This window comes from Micromonospora sediminicola, from assembly GCF_900089585.1.
In the GTDB taxonomy this organism is placed as follows: domain Bacteria; phylum Actinomycetota; class Actinomycetes; order Mycobacteriales; family Micromonosporaceae; genus Micromonospora; species Micromonospora sediminicola.
Genome location: NZ_FLRH01000004.1, coordinates 2,094,774 through 2,111,360, shown reverse-complemented (window position 1 = coordinate 2,111,360; position 16,587 = coordinate 2,094,774). Strand labels below are relative to the sequence as shown.

Annotated in this window: 13 protein-coding genes; 7 read left to right on the top strand and 6 right to left on the bottom strand. The window is 73.1% G+C overall.

Features of this window, described 5'->3' with window-relative positions; genetic code table 11:
• The first annotated feature begins 2 nt into the window (after positions 1 to 2).
• The 4 genes from nuoL (at position 3) to GA0070622_RS31545 (ending at position 6,272) form a co-directional block, all read left to right on the top strand.
• Positions 3 to 1,931 carry an NADH-quinone oxidoreductase subunit L gene (gene nuoL / locus GA0070622_RS31560; protein ID WP_091583674.1) on the top strand — a complete coding sequence of 643 codons (1,929 nt, stop codon included), beginning with the start codon at positions 3 to 5 and terminating at the stop codon, positions 1,929 to 1,931.
• 64 nt (positions 1,932 to 1,995) lie between these two features.
• Positions 1,996 to 3,528, top strand: coding sequence for an NADH-quinone oxidoreductase subunit M (locus tag GA0070622_RS31555; protein ID WP_091583670.1), 1,533 nt, complete (start codon positions 1,996 to 1,998; stop codon positions 3,526 to 3,528).
• Positions 3,529 to 3,589: 61 nt separating this feature from the next.
• The gene (gene nuoN / locus GA0070622_RS31550; RefSeq protein WP_091583667.1) at positions 3,590 to 5,143 is read left to right on the top strand and encodes an NADH-quinone oxidoreductase subunit NuoN; all 1,554 of its coding nucleotides are present in this window, start codon (positions 3,590 to 3,592) and stop codon (positions 5,141 to 5,143) included.
• An 88-nt stretch (positions 5,144 to 5,231) separates the two neighbouring features.
• Positions 5,232 to 6,272 carry a polyprenyl synthetase family protein gene (locus GA0070622_RS31545; protein ID WP_091583663.1) on the top strand — a complete coding sequence of 347 codons (1,041 nt, stop codon included), beginning with the start codon at positions 5,232 to 5,234 and terminating at the stop codon, positions 6,270 to 6,272.
• 675 nt (positions 6,273 to 6,947) lie between these two features.
• On the opposite strand, the gene GA0070622_RS31540 is transcribed toward GA0070622_RS31545, so the two are convergent.
• Positions 6,948 to 8,129 (bottom strand): MFS transporter, encoded by a 1,182-nt coding sequence (locus GA0070622_RS31540; RefSeq protein WP_091583660.1) that lies wholly within the window; start codon positions 8,127 to 8,129, stop codon positions 6,948 to 6,950.
• Between the two features lie 152 nt (positions 8,130 to 8,281).
• Between GA0070622_RS31540 and GA0070622_RS31535 the strand changes: the two genes are divergently transcribed.
• Positions 8,282 to 9,064 (top strand): IclR family transcriptional regulator, encoded by a 783-nt coding sequence (locus GA0070622_RS31535; RefSeq protein WP_091583655.1) that lies wholly within the window; start codon positions 8,282 to 8,284, stop codon positions 9,062 to 9,064.
• A gap of 75 nt (positions 9,065 to 9,139) precedes the next feature.
• Here the strand turns inward: GA0070622_RS31535 and GA0070622_RS31530 are convergent, their stop codons facing one another.
• Entirely contained in the window at positions 9,140 to 11,260 is a 2,121-nt protein-coding gene (locus GA0070622_RS31530; RefSeq protein ID WP_091583652.1) for a PhoX family protein, read from the bottom strand.
• Between the two features lie 246 nt (positions 11,261 to 11,506).
• On the opposite strand from GA0070622_RS31530, the gene GA0070622_RS31525 reads away from it, so the two are divergent.
• Together GA0070622_RS31525 and GA0070622_RS31520 are read left to right on the top strand one after the other, a co-directional pair.
• Positions 11,507 to 12,022: a sigma-70 family RNA polymerase sigma factor gene (locus GA0070622_RS31525; protein ID WP_091583649.1), complete on the top strand. Its 516-nt coding sequence runs from the start codon at positions 11,507 to 11,509 to the stop codon at positions 12,020 to 12,022.
• Positions 12,019 to 12,708, top strand: a complete 690-nt coding sequence (locus GA0070622_RS31520) for an anti-sigma factor family protein (RefSeq protein ID WP_091583646.1) — start codon at positions 12,019 to 12,021, stop codon at positions 12,706 to 12,708. The genes GA0070622_RS31525 and GA0070622_RS31520 overlap by 4 nt, the downstream gene beginning before the upstream one ends.
• A gap of 91 nt (positions 12,709 to 12,799) precedes the next feature.
• On the opposite strand, the gene rarD is transcribed toward GA0070622_RS31520, so the two are convergent.
• The 4 genes from rarD to eccE all read right to left on the bottom strand — a co-directional run bounded on the left by rarD (position 12,800) and on the right by eccE (position 16,539).
• A complete protein-coding gene (gene rarD, locus GA0070622_RS31515; RefSeq protein WP_091583642.1) occupies positions 12,800 to 13,720 on the bottom strand; it encodes an EamA family transporter RarD in 921 nt (306 codons plus the stop codon).
• Positions 13,717 to 14,205 (bottom strand): GNAT family N-acetyltransferase, encoded by a 489-nt coding sequence (locus tag GA0070622_RS31510; protein WP_091583638.1) that lies wholly within the window; start codon positions 14,203 to 14,205, stop codon positions 13,717 to 13,719. Before GA0070622_RS31510 ends, rarD begins: the two co-directional genes overlap by 4 nt.
• A gap of 97 nt (positions 14,206 to 14,302) precedes the next feature.
• Positions 14,303 to 14,689 (bottom strand): phage holin family protein, encoded by a 387-nt coding sequence (locus GA0070622_RS31505; protein ID WP_091583634.1) that lies wholly within the window; start codon positions 14,687 to 14,689, stop codon positions 14,303 to 14,305.
• Positions 14,690 to 14,739: 50 nt separating this feature from the next.
• On the bottom strand, positions 14,740 to 16,539 hold the full coding sequence (gene eccE, locus GA0070622_RS31500) for a type VII secretion protein EccE (protein WP_091583631.1): 1,800 nt from the start codon (positions 16,537 to 16,539) through the stop codon (positions 14,740 to 14,742).
• Positions 16,540 to 16,587: the final 48 nt, after the last annotated feature.

The window sequence follows — 16,587 nt, the reverse complement described above, 5'->3', positions numbered from 1 at the left end:
CGGTGGAACAGACTGTGGAATTCGCTACTGCGGATGGCCTGCTGGGCAGCGTCTGGCTGCTGGTGGCGATCCCGCTGGTCAGCGCGGCGGTCCTGCTGCTGCTCGGCCGGCGGGCGGACCGCTGGGGCCACTGGCTCGGCGTGGCGGCCATCGGCGCCGCGTTCGTGCTCGGCCTGACCTACTTCTTCCAGCTGCGCGGTCTGGAGAACAAGCAGGTCGAACAGAGCCTCTGGCAGTTCATCACGGTCGGCGACCTGAAGGTGGACTTCGGCCTGCTCTTCGACCCGCTGGCCGCGGTGTTCGTGCTGCTGATCACCGGGGTGGGTTTCCTCATCCACCTCTACGCCGTGGAGTACATGGCGCACGACGAGGGCCGGCGCCGGTTCTTCGGGTACTTCAACCTGTTCGTCGCCGCGATGCTGCTGCTGGTGCTCGGCAACAACTACGTGATGCTCTACTTCGGCTGGGAGGGCGTCGGCCTGGCGTCGTACCTGCTGATCTCCTTCTGGTACGGCCGGCCCAGCGCGGCCACCGCCGGCAAGAAGGCGTTCCTGATGAACCGGGTCGGCGACGCCGGCCTGGCCATCGGCATCTTCGTCATGTTCGCCATGCTCGGCACCACCCAGTACGACGAGGTGTTCAACGGGGTCGGCTCGCTGACCTCCACCACGGTGCTGGTGCTCGGCCTGCTGCTGCTCCTCGGCGCGGCCGGCAAGTCCGGCCAGTTCCCGCTCCAGGCCTGGCTGCCGGACGCGATGGAGGGCCCGACCCCGGTGTCCGCGCTCATCCACGCGGCCACCATGGTCACCGCGGGCGTCTACCTGATCGCCCGCTCCAACCCGATCTTCTCCGCCAACGAGACGCTCCAGCTCGTGGTGGTCAGCGTCGGCGCGCTCACCCTGCTGATGGGCTGCGTCATCGGCGCGGCGAAGGACGACATCAAGCGGGTGCTGGCCTGGTCCACGGTGAGCCAGATCGGCTACATGTTCCTCGGCGTCGGTCTCGGCGGCGGCGCGTACGCGCTGGCCATCATCCACCTGCTGGCGCACGGCTTCTTCAAGGCCAACATGTTCCTCGGCGCCGGCTCGGTCATGCACGGCATGAACGACCAGGTGGACATCCGCCGCTTCGGCGGACTGTCGAAGTACATGAAGATCACCTGGCTGACGTTCATGATGGGCTGGCTGGCCATCATCGGCATCCCGCCGCTCTCCGGCTACTTCTCCAAGGAGCCGATCATCGCGTCCGCGTTCGAGCGGGAGGGCTGGACCGCCTGGCTGTTCGGCGGGGCGGCGCTCCTCGGCGCCGGGCTCACCGCGTTCTACATGACCCGGCTGTTCGTGCTCACGTTCCACGGCCCGAAGCGGTGGACCGAGGACATCGAGCACCCGCACGAGTCGCCCAAGCTCATGACGATCCCGCTGATCCTGCTCGCCGCCGGCTCGGTGGTGGCCGGTGGTCTGATGACGCTGAACGACGGCGTGGTGTCGTGGCTGACCCCGGTGCTCGGCGAGGAGGCGGGTGGCGAGGCGCACGGCGTGCTCTCGCACACCGTGATCACCATCCTCTCGATCCTGATCACCGTGCTCGGGGCCGGGCTGGCCTGGTTCCTGTTCCGCAACGGCACGGCCACCGAGCCGCAGCCGGCCGGTGTGGTGGTCACCGCCGCCCGCCGCAACCTCTACACGGACGCCTTCAACGAGGCGGTCTTCGAGAAGCCGGGCATCTTCCTCACCCGGGCGCTGGTGTTCCTCGACAACCGGGGCGTCGACGGGCTGGTCAACGGCCTCGCCGCCGCGGTGGGTGGGGGCTCGGGCCGGCTCCGGCGGCTGCAGACCGGCTTCGTGCGGTCGTACGCGACCTCGATCCTGACCGGCGCGCTGCTCGTGGTGGCGGCGTTCCTGGCGGTGCAGGCGGGGTGGCTGGCGTGATCGACAGCAACGCGGCCGCCCCCGCCGGCGGGCCACGCAGTCACGACGGAGGTAAGGCCGAATAATGTCCAACTTCCCGTTCCTCTCGGTGCTGACCGTGGCGCCGCTGGTCGGCGCCCTGGTGGTGGCGTTGCTGCCGCGCAGCCGGCCGGACCTGGCCAAGCTGGTGGCGTTCGGCTGGTCGCTGCTGGTGCTGGTGCTCTCGGTGGTGATGTGGTTCGCCTTCTCCGCCGGCGGTGACCGGTTCCAGTTCCGCGAGTCGTACCCGTGGATCCCGAACTGGAGCGTGCGGTTCACCTTCGAGGTGGACGGCATCGCGCTGGTCATGCTGATGCTGATCGCGATCCTGGTGCCGCTGGTGATCCTGGCGTCCTGGCACGACGCCGAGTCGTCCAAGCGCTCGGTGCCGGTCTACTTCGCGCTGCTGCTCGTCCTCGAGTGCACGATGATCGGCGTCTTCGCCGCCGCCGACGTCTTCCTGTTCTACGTGTTCTTCGAGGTCATGCTGGTGCCGATGTACTTCCTGATCGGCAGCTACGGCGGCCACCAGCGGCAGTACGCGGCGGTGAAGTTCTTCCTCTACTCGCTGGTCGGCGGTCTGTTCATGCTGGCCGCGGTGATCGGACTCTGGGTGGTCGGCGGGAAGACCTTCGACTGGCAGGCGCTGAGCCAGGCGGAGTTCGCCACGAACACGGCCCGCTGGCTGTTCCTCGGCTTCTTCATCGCCTTCGCGATCAAGGCGCCGTTCTTCCCGTTCCACACCTGGCTGCCGGACGCCGGTGGCGCCGCCCCGGCCGGCGCGGCCGCGCTGCTGGTCGGCGTGCTGGACAAGGTCGGCACGTTCGGCATCCTGCGCTACTGCCTCCCGCTGTTCCCGGAGGCGTCGCGCTGGTTCGCGCCGTGGGCGCTGGCGCTGGGGGTCATCGGCATCATCTACGCCGCGCTGCTGGCGGTCGGCCAGAACGACCTGAAGCGGCTGGTGTCGTACACCTCGATCGCGCACTTCGGGTTCATCGGTGTGGGTATCTTCGCCTTCACCACCCAGGCCGGCACCGGCGCGGTGCTCTACATGCTCAACCACGGGCTCGCCACCGGCCTGCTCTTCCTGGTGGTCGGCATGCTGATCGCCCGGCGCGGCTCGGCGCTGATCAGCGACTTCGGCGGCGCGGGCAAGCTGGTGCCGGTGCTGGCCGGCGTGCTCTTCTTCGCCGGTCTGGCCTCGCTGGCGCTGCCCGGCACCGCGCCGTTCGTCTCCGAGTTCCTGGTGCTGATCGGCACGTTCACGGTCAACAAGCCGGTCGCGGTGATCGCCACGCTCGGCATCATCCTGGCCGCCGCGTACGTGCTGTGGATGGTGCAGCGCACCACCCAGGGCACGCTCAACCCGGCGCTGACCGAGGTCGAGGGCATGCGCCGGGACCTCACGCTGCGCGAGAAGGTCGTCGTCGCGCCGCTGATCGCGCTGATCGTGCTGCTCGGCTTCTATCCGAAGCCGGTCACCGATGTCATCAACCCCGCCGTCCAGGCGACCATGCAGGACGTCGGCAAGTCCGATCCCGCCCCTGAGGTCGGCAGCGTCCAGGAGGCTTCCCGGTGAGCGCGAGGAGTGAACGAGCGGAGCGAGTGAGCCCCGCAGTCGCGAACGAAAGGCCAGCACTGTGAGTGAACTGAAGCTGCCGTCGATCGACTACGCGGCGCTCGCTCCCATCCTGATCATGTTGGGCGCGGCTCTGGTCGGCGTTCTGGTCGAGGCGTTCGTGCCGCGCCGTCTGCGCAACGGGGTGCAGCTCGGTCTCGCCCTGCTGGCGGTGCTGGCCGCGATCGCCATGGTGATCCTGAACTCCGACGACCGGCTGATCACCGCCGGTGGCGCGATCGCGGTGGACGGGCCGACGCTGTTCCTCCAGGGCGCCATCCTGGTCCTGGCCGCCATGGCGCTGCTGCTCGTCGGCGAGCGCACGGTGGAGCGGGGCGGCGCCTTCGTGGCGCACGCCGCGGTCACCGCCGAGTCGCCCGAGGACCGCAAGCAGGCCGAGGGCGTCGGCGGCGCCACCGAGGTCTACCCGCTGATGACGTTCGCCATCGGCGGCATGCTGATCTTCGTGGCGGCGAACGACCTGCTGACCATGTTCATCTCGCTCGAGGTCTTCTCGCTGCCGCTCTACCTGCTCTGCGCGCTGGCCCGCCGCCGGCGACTGCTGAGCCAGGAGGCGGCGATGAAGTACTTCCTGCTCGGCGCGTACGCCTCGGCGTTCTTCCTGTTCGGTGTCGCCCTGATCTACGGCTTCACCTCCGGGATCCCGGGTCGCGGGGCCGGCGTGGACTTCGCCACCGTGCACGCGGCGGTCGGCCAGTCCTCGTCCAGCCAGGTGCTGCTCTTCGCCGGCATGGCGCTGCTCGCCATCGGTCTGCTGTTCAAGGCCGCCGCCGCGCCGTTCCACGTCTGGACGCCCGACGTCTACCAGGGCGCGCCGACGCCGGTGACCGGCTTCATGGCCGCCTGCACCAAGGTCGCCGCGTTCGGCGCGCTGCTGCGGGTCTTCCACGTCGCCTTCGCCGGCGCCGCCTGGGACTTCACCCCGGTGCTCGGCGTGGTGGCGGTGCTGACCATGCTGGTCGGCGCCGTGCTCGCGGTCACCCAGACGGACATCAAGCGCCTGCTGGCGTACTCGTCGATCGCGAACGCCGGCTACCTGCTGGTGGGTGTCCTGGCGCCGACCAAGTCGGGGCTCTCCGGCACGATGTTCTACCTGGCCGCGTACGGCTTCTCGGTGCTCGCCGCGTTCGCCGTGGTGACGCTGGTGCGGGACGCCGACGGCGAGGCCACCCACCTGTCCCGCTGGGCCGGGCTGGGTCGACGCTCGCCGTTCTTCGCGGCGGTCTTCACGTTCATCCTGCTGGCCTTCGCCGGCATCCCGCTCACCAGCGGCTTCACCAGCAAGTTCGCGGTGTTCGGGCCGGCGCTGGAGGCGAACCAGGCGTGGCTGGTGATCGCCGGCGTGCTGACCAGCATGGTGCTGGCGTTCCCGTACCTGCGGGTCGTGGTGATGATGTGGCTCTCCGAGCCGGGCGAGGCGACCCCGACGGTGGCCGTGCCGGGCGCGCTCACCTCCGCGGCCCTGGTCATCGGCGTGCTGGCCACGCTGGTCCTCGGCGTGGTCCCCGGGCCGCTGCTCGACCTGACCACCGGTGCCGCCGAATTCGTCCGATGATCGAACGCATCCTCCGGGGGCCGGTACGCCGTGGCGTGCCGGCCCTCGGCCTCCATCCCCCTCGCCGAGCAGGTCGAACGGGTGTGGCATGGTTGAAGACGTGGTGAACCCGGCTGGCGAGCATTCAGGTCAGTTCGGCGCGCTCGGCCTGCACCTCGCCGACCCGCGCGTCGAAGCGTCCGTGCTGGGCGTGCTCGACCGGGTCGAGGCGCACCTGCGGGCCAGCGTGGCCAGCGCGGACCCACTCGTCACCGAGGCGGCCCGGCACCTGCTCCAGGCCGGCGGCAAGCGGTTCCGTCCGCTGCTGGTGGCGCTGGGCGCCCAGTTCGGCGACCCGGAGGCCGCGCAGGTCGTCCCGGCCGCCGTGGTGATGGAACTCACTCACCTGGCGACGCTCTACCACGACGACGTGATGGACGAGGCGGCCGTGCGGCGGGGCGCCCCGAGCGCCAACTCCCGCTGGACCAACTCGGTGGCCATCCTGGTCGGCGACTACCTCTTCGCCCGGGCCGCGGACATCGCGGCCGACCTGGGCCCGGAGGCGGTCCGGTTGCAGGCGCGCACGTTCGCCCGGCTGGTGCACGGCCAGATCGCCGAGACGGTCGGGCCGCGGGACACCGACCCGGTCGCCCACTACCTGCACGTGATCGCCGAGAAGACCGGTTCGCTGATCGCCACCTCGGCCCGCTTCGGCGGCATGTTCGGCGGCGCGTCCCCCGAGCACATCGAGGCCCTGGCCGGATACGGCGAGATCATCGGGGTGGCGTTCCAGCTCTCCGACGACCTGCTGGACATCGCCAGCGAGTCGGTGGAGTCCGGCAAGACGCCCGGCACCGACCTGCGCGAGGGCGTGCCCACCCTGCCGGTGCTCTACGCGCTCGCCGCCGACGACTCGGACGCGGCCAGCGTGCGGCTGCGGGAGATCCTGGCCACCGGGCCGCTGGTCGACGACGCGCTGCACGCCGAGGCGCTGACCCTGCTCCGCGAGTCCCCGGCGCTCAAGCGCGCCCGGGAGACGGTGCGCAGCTACGCCGAGGACGCCCGCGCCCGCCTCGCCCCGCTCCCCGAGGGCCCGGCCCGCCGCGCGCTGGAATCTCTCTGCGACTACATCGCCGACCGCACCAGCTGACCGTTCGGGCCGCTCCGGAGCCGCCCAACCCGATCCGTCGCTCCCGAGCGGGCCGGACCGGAACAGCGAGCTGACGCCGCGGCACGCGTTCGCCACCACGGCCCGCTCCGCGGGGGATGAGGGCTGCCGGGGTCACCGGGACCAGCGCCCGCGTCGGCTCCTCCACCGTCACGGAACGTAGTCGCCGCTGAGAAGAGATCGCGTTTTGCGCGATATACCGCTGGGTCATAAATATGACCAGGCGGTATATCGCTCGAATGTGGCGTCTTCCTTGTTGCGGCGGCCGGTCACCGGCACCCCGCCCCTTGCGGCGCCAGGGCATCCCAGGGATCACGCCGCTGGCCCGGTCCGCCCGGTGCAGGCCGCCCGCCCGGGCACGCGCCCGCTCGAAACCGACGCCCACCCGCGCTACGCCGACCCCGGCACCCGCCCCCGCGCTACGCCCATCCCGGCGCTACGCCGACCCCGCGCTACGCCCACCCCGCGCCCCGCCCCCGCGGTGCCACGCCCTTCCGGCCCTCGGCCACGTTGCCGGCGCACCGCCCGAGAAGCCGGTTCCGACGACAAGCGAGCCGAGGGCGCCACGGCGGCCCCGGGCGCGGCGGGCCGCGGCGCGACACCCCGGGTGGCCCGTGGCAGGTCTCGCCGAATGCGCCGCACTCCCGGAGGGGTCGGTCAGGCGGTGCGGGACAGGCGGCGGGCGCCGAGGAGCATGAGCAGAGCGGCCAGGAGCATGGCCACGGCGGCGGTCAGCCACATCGCGGGGTAGCCGGCGGCGCCGGCCACCGTGCCGAGGCCGAGCGGGCCGAGGCTGCCGCCCGCGTACACCCCGGTCTGGGTGATCGAGGTGGCGGCGGCCGGGGCCTGCGGGTGGAGGCGGACCACCGCGAAGTTCATCAGCCCGGGCCAGGCCCAGCCGAGACCGAACCCGAGCACCACGCCGGCGACCAGCGGCACCGGGCCGGCCACCGCCAGCAGGACCAGCCCCACGGCGCCGGCCACCAGCAGGCCGGCGATCAACCCGACATGCCCGCGCGCCCGCCGGTCGGCGAACCAACCCACCCCGATCCGCGCGACCACGCACACCGCGCTGCCGAGCGTCAGGGTCAGGCCGGCCAGGGCGGGGGAGAGCCCGCGCGCGGCCGACGAGTCGACCAGGAACGTGCCCAACGCGTTCGCCGCGGCCGCCGCCAGTGTGGCGGCCAGCCCCACCACCACGAGCGGCCCCCGCCCGCCTCCGCCGCGCCCGGAGGCGGCGCGGCCGTCCCGGTTCCGCTCGGACCGGGGTACGGCCGGGAGCGCGGCCAACGCCGCCGCGGCAGCCGCGACGAAGGCCCAGCGCCACCCCGCGGTCAGCGCGACCGTGGGCACCGCCACGCCCGCGAGCAGGGTGGAGACCGGGATGGCGGCCTGCTTCACGCCGAAGGAGAGGCCCTGCCGCCGCGCCGGCACGTGCGCGGCCAGCGCGGCGTTGCTGGCGAGCTGGCCGAGGGCGTTGGCGGCGGCGCCGATCGCGAGCAGCGCCACCAGCACCGGGTACGACCGGGCCAGCGCCGCCACGGCCAGCATCGAGCCGGCGGAGAGCAGGACGCCGGCCCGGGCGACCGGGGCCGGCCCGTACCGCTCGACCAGCGCCCCGGAGGGCACCGACGCCAGGGCGCTCACGCCGAAGTAGACCGAGACCGCCAGGCCCAGCCCGGCGGGGCTGAAGCCCAGCTCGTCGCCGAGTTGCACGGCCAGGCCACCGACCAGGAAGACCGGCAGGACGCAGGCGACGGTGGTGATGGTGGCGCCGGCGCCGACCCGGACCGCTCCGCCGGCCGACGCCGGAGCGGTTCGCGAAATTGTTTCGGTCATCGTCGCCAACCTACGCCTGCCGCGTTTTGGCTGCTGATCGTGTCTGTCGGTGCACGGTGGGTGTCCGGTGATCTGGCATCCTCGATCCGAACAGGCATTTCGCACTCGGCCTGTTTTTCATATGGTGTAAGTCCCCGGCGGCGGAGGTGGTTGTGCGCGACCCCCTGGCGGAACCTTCGGACCTGATCCGCAGCGTCTCCCGCGCGCTTCGAGTGCTCGAGTCGGTCGGCCGTGCGCCGAGAGGGCTCACCGTGAAGCAGATCGCCCGCCGCTGCGAGTTGACCGTCGCCACCACCTACCACCTGGTGCGCACGCTGGCCTACGAGGGCTACGTGATCCGGCGCGAGGACGGGACGTACATCGTCGGGCTGGAGGTGGCCGACCGCTACCGCGAGCTGGTCACCGCGTTCCGGGGGCCGCCCGCGGTGGGCGAGGCGCTGCGGCGCGCCGCCGTGGACACCGGCTGGAGCCACTACCTGGGCCGCTTCGTGGGTGGGCAGGTGGCGGTGACCGCGTCCGCCGAGGGGCCGCGCTCACCGTTCATGGAGGACCTGGTCCCGGGCTTCGACGAGGGCGCACACGCCACCGCCCTCGGCAAGAGCCTGCTCGCCACGCTCACCGCCGAGCAGCGCTTCCGCTACCTGCGCGAATACGGCATGCGCCCGTTCACCACCGCCACCCTGACCACAGTCGAGGCGTTCGAGGCCGACCTGGCCGCCGGCGACCGGCGCGGCATGCAGTTGGAGCTGGGGCAGTTCCGGCAGGGCGTGGCCTGCGCCGCGGTGCTGGTCACCCCGGACAAGGACATCGAGCGGCGGGTGGTGCTGGCCTGCGCCCTGCCGGCCGGCGAGATGATGACCTCCGCCCGGGTGGTCCGCGCGAAGCTGCTCACCGCCGCGCGCTCCATCGCCGACGGGATCGCCACCGAGAACTGATCGGGCCGCCGCCGGTGGGTCCGACGACGGCCCGTCAGCGGGTGGGTCCAGCGCCGGACCCACCCCGGGGATGGCTCAGCTGCCGACCGGGCCCCCGTCGAGGCGCCAGGTGACCACCACGCCGGGCTTGGCGAAGTCGCCGTCCGGCCAGGTGGAGGCCGGGTTCTCCACCGAGGCGCCGGAGATCTCGCCCGGGTGCTGCACGGCCACGAAGACCGACCGGTTGTCCTTGGTGATGAACGGACCACAGGTCTCCGCGCCGAGCGGCACCGTGAGGAACTGCTTCAGGTGCCCCCGCTCCGGGCCCTCGACGGCGGTGGCGAAGAGCCCGTCGTTGCTGCCCAGGGCGTTGCCGTCGGTCGAGATCCAGAGGTTGCCGGTGGCGTCGAAGGCGACGTTGTCCGGGCAGGAGATCGGGGAGACCCTGGTCTTGTCGTACCCGGCGAAGTAGGTCGAGGCGTCCGCCGGGTCGCCGCAGACGATCGGCAGCGACCAGGCGAAGGTCTCGGCGGTGTTGTCGCCCCGGTCCTCGACCAGCTCCAGGATCTGCCCGTGCTTGTTGGCGTTGCGCGGGTTCGCCTCGTCGGCCGGCGCCTTGCCGGCCTTGCCCCGGTCGGTGTTGTTGGTCAGCGCCACGTAGACCTTGCCGGTGAGCAGGCTCGGCTCGACGTCCTCAGGACGGTCCATCTTGGTCGCGCCGACCTTGTCGCCGGCCAGCCGGGTGAAGGTGAGCACGTCGGCGGCGGTCATGCCGTCGACGTACGAGCGGTTGCCGCTGACCAGCTTGATCCAGCGGCCCCGGCCGCCGAAGCCGCCGTCCGCGGGGAGCGTGCCGCTGCCGTCGATCTCACCCGGGCTGTCGCCGGTCAGCGCCGCGACATAGAGCGTGCCCGACTCCAGCAGCGTCAGGTTGTGCTTGCGGGCCACCCAGGAGTTGCCCGACATGAACTTCTTGTCCGAGACGAACTTGTAGAGGTAGTCGAAACGCTCGTCGTCGCCCATGTACGCGACCACGTGCCCGCTGCGGGCCACGATGACGTTCGCGCCCTCGTGCTTCACCCGGCCCAGCGCGGTGTGCTTGCGCGGCCGGGCCTGCGGGTCGAACGGGTCGATCTCGACCACCCAGCCGAACCGGTGCGCCTCGTTCGGGTGCTTCGCCAGGTCGAACCGCTCGTCGGCCCGGTCCCACTTGCGGCTGCCGCTCGGGTAGCGCACGTCGGTGGGAATGCCGTAGCGGGCCAGCTTCGGCTTCAGCTCCTCCGGCGCGCCGTCGCCGCCGACGAAGTACTGGTTGAAGTTCTCCTCGCCGGAGAGCACGGTGCCCCACGGCGTGACGCCGCCGGCGCAGTTGTTCAACGTGCCGACCACCGTGCGGCCCTTCGGGTCGGCGGCGGTCCGCAGCCAGGCCGAGCCGGCGGCCGGGCCGGTCAGCTCGAACTTCGTGGCCAGCGCGGTGACCCGGCGGTTGTACTCCCGCCGGCCGCGCCGTGCCGGCCGCCACTGCCCGGTGTTCTCCACCCGCTCCAGCTCGACCACGGACATGCCGTGGGCGGCCATCGCCACCCGCAGCTGCTCCACGGTCAGCGCGTCCTGGCCGGTGAAGCCGGGGAACATCAGGTCCTCGTTGGTGTACTCGTGGTTGACCACGAGCAGCGCGCGCTTGCGGTCGATGGGCAGCACGCCGACGAAGTCGTTGTTGTAGCCGAACTGCTTGGCCTGCGCGGCGGCGCTCTGGTGGCGCACGTCGAACGCGGGCGCGCCGGGGACGACCTCGTCGCCCCACTTGATGACCACGGCGTGGTCGTAGCCGTTCGGCACGACCAGCGTGTCCAGCTTGTTCGGCGGGATGGGCTTGAAGGTCAGCGCGCCGCTGCCCGGGCGTGCGGTCGCGGCGAGGGCCTCGTCCGTGCCCGGTGCGGTCGGGGTGGCGGGCGCGGCGGCGGCGGGGGCGGCGCCGGCGAGTGCGCCGGCGGCGGCGCCGCCGAAGCCGAGCACCAGCGCGCCGACCGCGCCGGCCCGGACCACGCCGCGCCGGGTGACCTCGGCGTCGACCAGGTCGCCGAGGTACGGGTTGTCGGTGGGGTTGGGCACCGGGTGGTCGCAGGCGTTGCCGCACCGGTACAGACAGGTCATCGCGTCGCGGCTGCCGTGGCGGGTGCCACCCAGCAGCGGGAGCAGGCGAGGACGGTCGCTCATGAGGTGGAGCCTCCTGATCGGACGTCGGAAGGCGCACACGGGCGATCGGCCCGCGCGCGTACCTGCCGGACGGTGCCAGGGCGCGGTGAGCGGGTGTCGGCCCGAATGTGAACCGGACGTGAACAGCTCCGGCCTGACCTGCGGCTGAACCGTTCGGCGTCACGGCACGTATGGAAGAGCGGACGCACCGCCCGCCACGGGCGGACGCATCGTCGGTCTCCCCGCCGCCGGAAGCGAGGTACCGCCATCAGTGACCACGACGCCCAGCTGCTGCGCGCGCTGCACGACGAGCATGCCGACGCGCTGTTCGCGCACGCCCTGCGACTGGTCAACGGCGATCGGCCGCGCGCCGAGGACCTGGTGCAGGAGACGCTGCTGCGGGCCTGGCGGCACCCGGAGTCGCTGGATCCGCGGCGGGGTTCGGTCCGCGCCTGGCTCTTCACCACGGCGCGGAACCTGGCCATCGACGCGTGGCGTCGCCGCTCGGCCCGGGTCGGCGAGGTCTACACCGACGAGCTGCCCGAAACCGCCGAGACGGTCGACGAGACGGAGCGCGCGGTGGAGGCGTGGACGGTGGCCGAGGCGCTCAACCGGCTGAGCCCGACCCACCGCGAGGTGCTGGTCGAGTGCTTCTACCAGGGGCGGTCGGTGGCGGAGGCGGCCGCCCGGCTGGGCGTGCCGCCGGGCACGGTGAAGTCGCGCACCCACTATGCGCTGCGCTCACTACGGTTGGTGCTGGCCGAGATGGGGGTGACCGGATGACCCGCTGCGAGTTCGCGCACGACGACGGGGCGTACGTGCTGGGCGCCCTCGCCCCGGCCGAGCGCGCCGCCTACGAACGGCACCTGGCCGGCTGCGCCGCGTGCCGGGAGGCGGTCGCCGAGATCGCCGTGCTGCCCGGCCTGCTGGGCCGGCTCGACCCGGCCGGGCTGGAGCAGTTCCTGGAGGTCGGACCGGAGACCAACCGGGTGCCCGCGCTGCTCGACGCCGCGCGGGAGCGGCGGCGCCGCGAGCGGTCCCGCTCCCGCCGGCGGTACGCGGCGACCGCGCTCGCCGCCGCGGTGCTGGCGGTGCTCGCGGGTGTGGGCGTGACGCTGGTCCGGCCGCCGGCCGAGCCGGCCACCCGGCAGGTGGCGCTGACCGCCATGCGACCGGTGGCCGGGACCGCGCCGGTGCACGCCGAGGTGGGGCTGACCGAGACGCCCTGGGGCACCGAGGTCACCATGCACTGCGGCTACGACCGGCGCGCCGGGCACCGTGAGGCGTACACGTTCCGGCTGGTGGCGCACGGCCCGGACGGCGCGACGGAGCAGATCGGCTCCTGGCTGGCCGCCCCCGGTGACGACCTGCGCTTCTCCGGCGTCACCCGTTTCACCAAGGGGGAACTGGTCCGCCTGGAGCTGCAACGAGGCACCGAAACCCCCGTCCTCGCCTACGACCTCCGCTGACCCGCCCCCCCCGCCCCCACTGCGGCGATCTTGCACTTTGGGCCCTCGTTTCGGGCGCATCGCCCCTTTCGTCCGGGCCGGAAGTGCAAGATCAACGCAGGGGGGTGGGGGCGGGGGTGGGTTGGGGGGTGGGGCGGGTGCGGCGGGTGTTCCGGAGGGCGTCGGCGGTGAAGAGCAGGAGGGCCAGCCAGACCAGGGCGAAGCCGGCGAGCCGGGCCGGGGGCATCGGCTCGTGGAAGATCAGCACGCCGCAGCCGAGCTGGAGGATCGGGGCCAGGTACTGCAGCATGCCGACGGTGGACAGCGGCAGCCGGTTCGCCGCGCCGGCGAAGAGCAGCAGCGGAATCGCGGTGGCGGCGCCGGCCAGCACCAGCAGCGCGGTGTGCCCGGCCGAGACATGCCCGAACGTCGAGTCGCCCCGGCCCGACAACCACGCCAGGTACGCCAGGGCCGGCAGCGCCAGCACCGCCGACTCGACGAAGAGCCCCTCCACCGCGGGCAACCCGAGCCGCTTCTTGACCAGGCCGTAGCCGGCGAAGCTGAACGCGAGCGTGAGCGCCAGCCAGGGCAGCCGGCCGTAGTCGACGGTGAGGACCGCCACGGCGAGCGCGCCGACGCCCAACGCCGCCCACTGCCCGGGGCGCAGCCGCTCCCGCAGCGCGACCACGCCGAACAGCACCGACACCAGCGGGTTGATGAAGTAGCCGAGCGCGGTCTCCACCACCCGGTCGGAGTTCACGCCATAGATGTAGGTGCCCCAGTTGACCGCGATCAACGCGGCCGCGAGCGCGATGCCGGCCAACGCGCGCGGTCGCCGGGCCAGCGTGCGCAGGAAGCCGACGTGGCGCATCGCGGCCAGCAGCAGCGCCACGAACGCCACCGACCAGACGATCCGGTGCGCCAGGATCTCCACCGGCCCGGCCGGTCGGAGCAGCTTCAGGTAGATCGGGAAGAAACCCCAGAGCAGGTACGCGCCGACGCCGTACAGATAACCGAGGCGGAGCTGGTTCACCCGTCCACCGTAAGGTGCGGATCGGGTCCCTGATCCTTTCCGGTGACGGGCGTCACCCGCTGGTCCAGCTCCATGTAGCGGTCCGCCGCCACCGGCTGGAACCCGAGCTTCCCGTACACCCCGTGCGCGTCCAGCGTGGCCAGCAGGATCCGGCGTACGCCCAGCTCGGCCAGGTGGTCGCGGACGCCGCCGGCCAGCCACGTGCCCAGCCCGCGACCGCGTTCGGCCCGGTCCACGTAGACGTCACAGAGCCAGGCGAAGGTGGCCCGGTCGGTCACCACCCGGGCGACCGCGACCTGCTGGCCGTCACCGGGACGGTAGACGCCGAAGCCGATCGAACCGGCGAACGCGCGGGCCACCGTCTCCCGCTCCCGTCCGAGCGCCCAGTAGGCGTCCGTGGCGAGCCAGGCGTGCACCCGGTCCAGGTCGAGCCGGTCCGGGTCGGTGCTGAGCTGGTAGCCGTCGGCGCGGGTCACTGTGAACACCCGGCCGACGTTAGTACCGCCGCCCGGGTCGCTCGCCAGCCAATTCCCGCTCGCTGGCCCGGCCGGCGCCGTGGGTGCCGGCCGGGCTCGCCGGGCCTCAGTCGCGGTCGAGGACGGCGCCGAGGATCCAGGTGACGATGCCGACGAAGAGCGCGCCCAGCACCGCCGCCGGCCAGAACCCGTCCACGTGGAAGGGCAGCCCGGCCTCACCGGCGATCCAGCTCGTGAGCAGGAAGAGCAGCCCGTTCACCACCAGCGCGATCAGGCCGAGGGTGAGCAGGTAGAAACCGCAACCCACGGTCTTGATGATCGGCTGGAGCACCGCGTTGACCACCCCGAAGATCACCGCGACGAGGACCAGCGTGGTCACCGTCTCGGTGGCCGAATCGGAGTCGAGCGTGATGCCCGGGATCAGCAACGTGGCGAGCCAGAAGGCCACCGCCGTCGTCGCGACCCGGATCAGTAGACCCTTCAGGAAATCCATGGCGGGGATCGTGCCACGCCCGTTCCCCGGGCGGAACCCGTGCGACCGGCTCAGCGGCGGGTCGGACGACCGACCAGTTGCGACTCGACCGGCGTCGGTGAGAGCAGCGCCCAGCGCAGTGCCCGCCGGTTGACCACCGCCACCATGTCGTCGCGGATCCGGGTGAGCCAGTCTGCGGAGCCGCCGAGGCCGAGCGCGGTGCCGGCCAGGGCGGCCTCGGCCGGGTCGAGGGGTTGCAGGACGGCGAGGTCGGCACGGGCCAGCGTCGGGGCGTCCGCCGGGGTCAGCTCGTCGCGGACCACGAGCACGGACTGCCAGGCCGCCGCCGGGCCGACCTCCGGCGGCACCGGGCCGGCGTCGACCACCAGCAGCAGCGGGCGCAGCGGCGACCCGGGCGCGCCGCCGGCCGGCCGCCCCGGCGGGAGCAGCGGCACCCCGCCGGCCGGCGCCCCGAGCCCGCGCACGAACCCCTCCCAGGCGCGCGGCCGTGCGGTCTGCACCGCCACCCGGGCGCCGAGGGCCAGCGCCCGCAGCACCAGCAACTGTGCGGCGGGCACCCCGCCGACCAGCACCATCCGGGTCGTCGCGGGCCGGAACAGACGTACGGTGAGCGGGCCGCCGCGCCGGTTCGCGCCCACCACCAGCCCGCACCCGCCGACCGGCAGGTCCAGACCCGTCGGCGGCGAACCGGTCGCGGGCGCGCCGGCACCGCCGACCGCCAGTGGCAGGGTCGCGGCCAGCCCGGCCAGGTGCTCGCCGTCCAGTCGCCGCAACTCCGCGCCCGCGTCGCCGGCCACCCGGCGCAGCGCCCGCTCGGCCAGCGTCAACGCCGACGCGTCGTCAGTGGCGACCCGCACGGTCAACCCGACCGGCGTCGGTGCGGAGCCGGTGTGCGGGCCGACGCAGAGCGCGATGGTGGTGGCGGTGCCCGGAGTGGCCAGCAACCGGGACAGCAGGCCCCGGGCGGCCTCGCCGCGTGGATCGGGCCACCGGCGCAACCGCCAGGTGGCCTGCGGCAGCCCGCCCACGGTGAGCAGCGGCCACGTCTCCCGGACCGGTGCGCCGGCCTCGTGGTGGGCCATCTCGGCGATCACCCGCAGCGCCGCCGGCGCCCCGAGGGGATGTCCACCGAGCGGGCCGAGCCGGCGGGCCGTGCGTCGGACGGTGCCGGCGAGCGCCCGCAGCAACTCGTCGTCCGACCAACCGTCGGCCCGGAGCACCCGGATCGCCAGCACGACCCGGGTCCGCCCGGCGGTCCGGCCGTCGGTGAGCTGCCGGTAGGACGTGCCGGCCGGACCGGCCGCGACGGCGGGCGTCGGTGCGGGCGACGCCGAGAGGACCAGTTGCAGCCGGACCGGCGGACTCTCCGGACCCGTCGGGGGAAGCAGGTCGAACGGGGACGGCAGTGCCTCCGGGCGGTCGCCGAGCAGATCGTCCGGATCGCCGAGTTCCAGCAGCGCGGTCAGCCCGGCCGCGTCGTGCAGCACGGCGGCGGGCCCGCCGGCCGGTTCCGCGGCCTGCACCACCGTGCCGGGAGCGACCAGGTCGAGCAGCGCCGCCGGATCGGCGGCCGGCGGCAGCGCACGCCGACGGCTCAGGTGGGCGGCGCCGACGCGGAGCCACTCGTGCAGCCAGCGGCCCCGGACCCGGACCCAGGCGGCGGGCAGCAGCAGCGTGGCCAGGAGCAGCGCGACGGCGGTCACCACCACGCCGCGCCCGATCGCGGCCACCAGCACGGCCGCCGCGACCTGGGTCGTCACGACCTGACCGGCGCGCACCACGGGTGCGCTCACCCGGGTCCACTGAGGAGGAGCGCCCGGCGCGGGTCGCTCGGTCGTGCTCGCGGTCACCGTACCTCCCCGCCCGGTCCGCCCTGTGACGCCGCCGTGGCTCATCGT

Excerpts from the sequence above, each read along its gene's own strand:
- GA0070622_RS31545 (WP_091583663.1), top strand. The coding sequence starts at position 5,232 with ATGGTTGAAGACGTGGTGAACCCGGCTGGCGAGCATTCAGGTCAGTTC.
- GA0070622_RS31540 (WP_091583660.1), bottom strand. The coding sequence starts at position 8,129 with ATGACCGAAACAATTTCGCGAACCGCTCCGGCGTCGGCCGGCGGAGCG.
- GA0070622_RS31505 (WP_091583634.1), bottom strand. The coding sequence starts at position 14,689 with ATGGATTTCCTGAAGGGTCTACTGATCCGGGTCGCGACGACGGCGGTG.
- GA0070622_RS31530 (WP_091583652.1), bottom strand. The coding sequence starts at position 11,260 with ATGAGCGACCGTCCTCGCCTGCTCCCGCTGCTGGGTGGCACCCGCCAC.
- GA0070622_RS31555 (WP_091583670.1), top strand. The coding sequence starts at position 1,996 with ATGTCCAACTTCCCGTTCCTCTCGGTGCTGACCGTGGCGCCGCTGGTC.
- GA0070622_RS31520 (WP_091583646.1), top strand. The coding sequence starts at position 12,019 with ATGACCCGCTGCGAGTTCGCGCACGACGACGGGGCGTACGTGCTGGGC.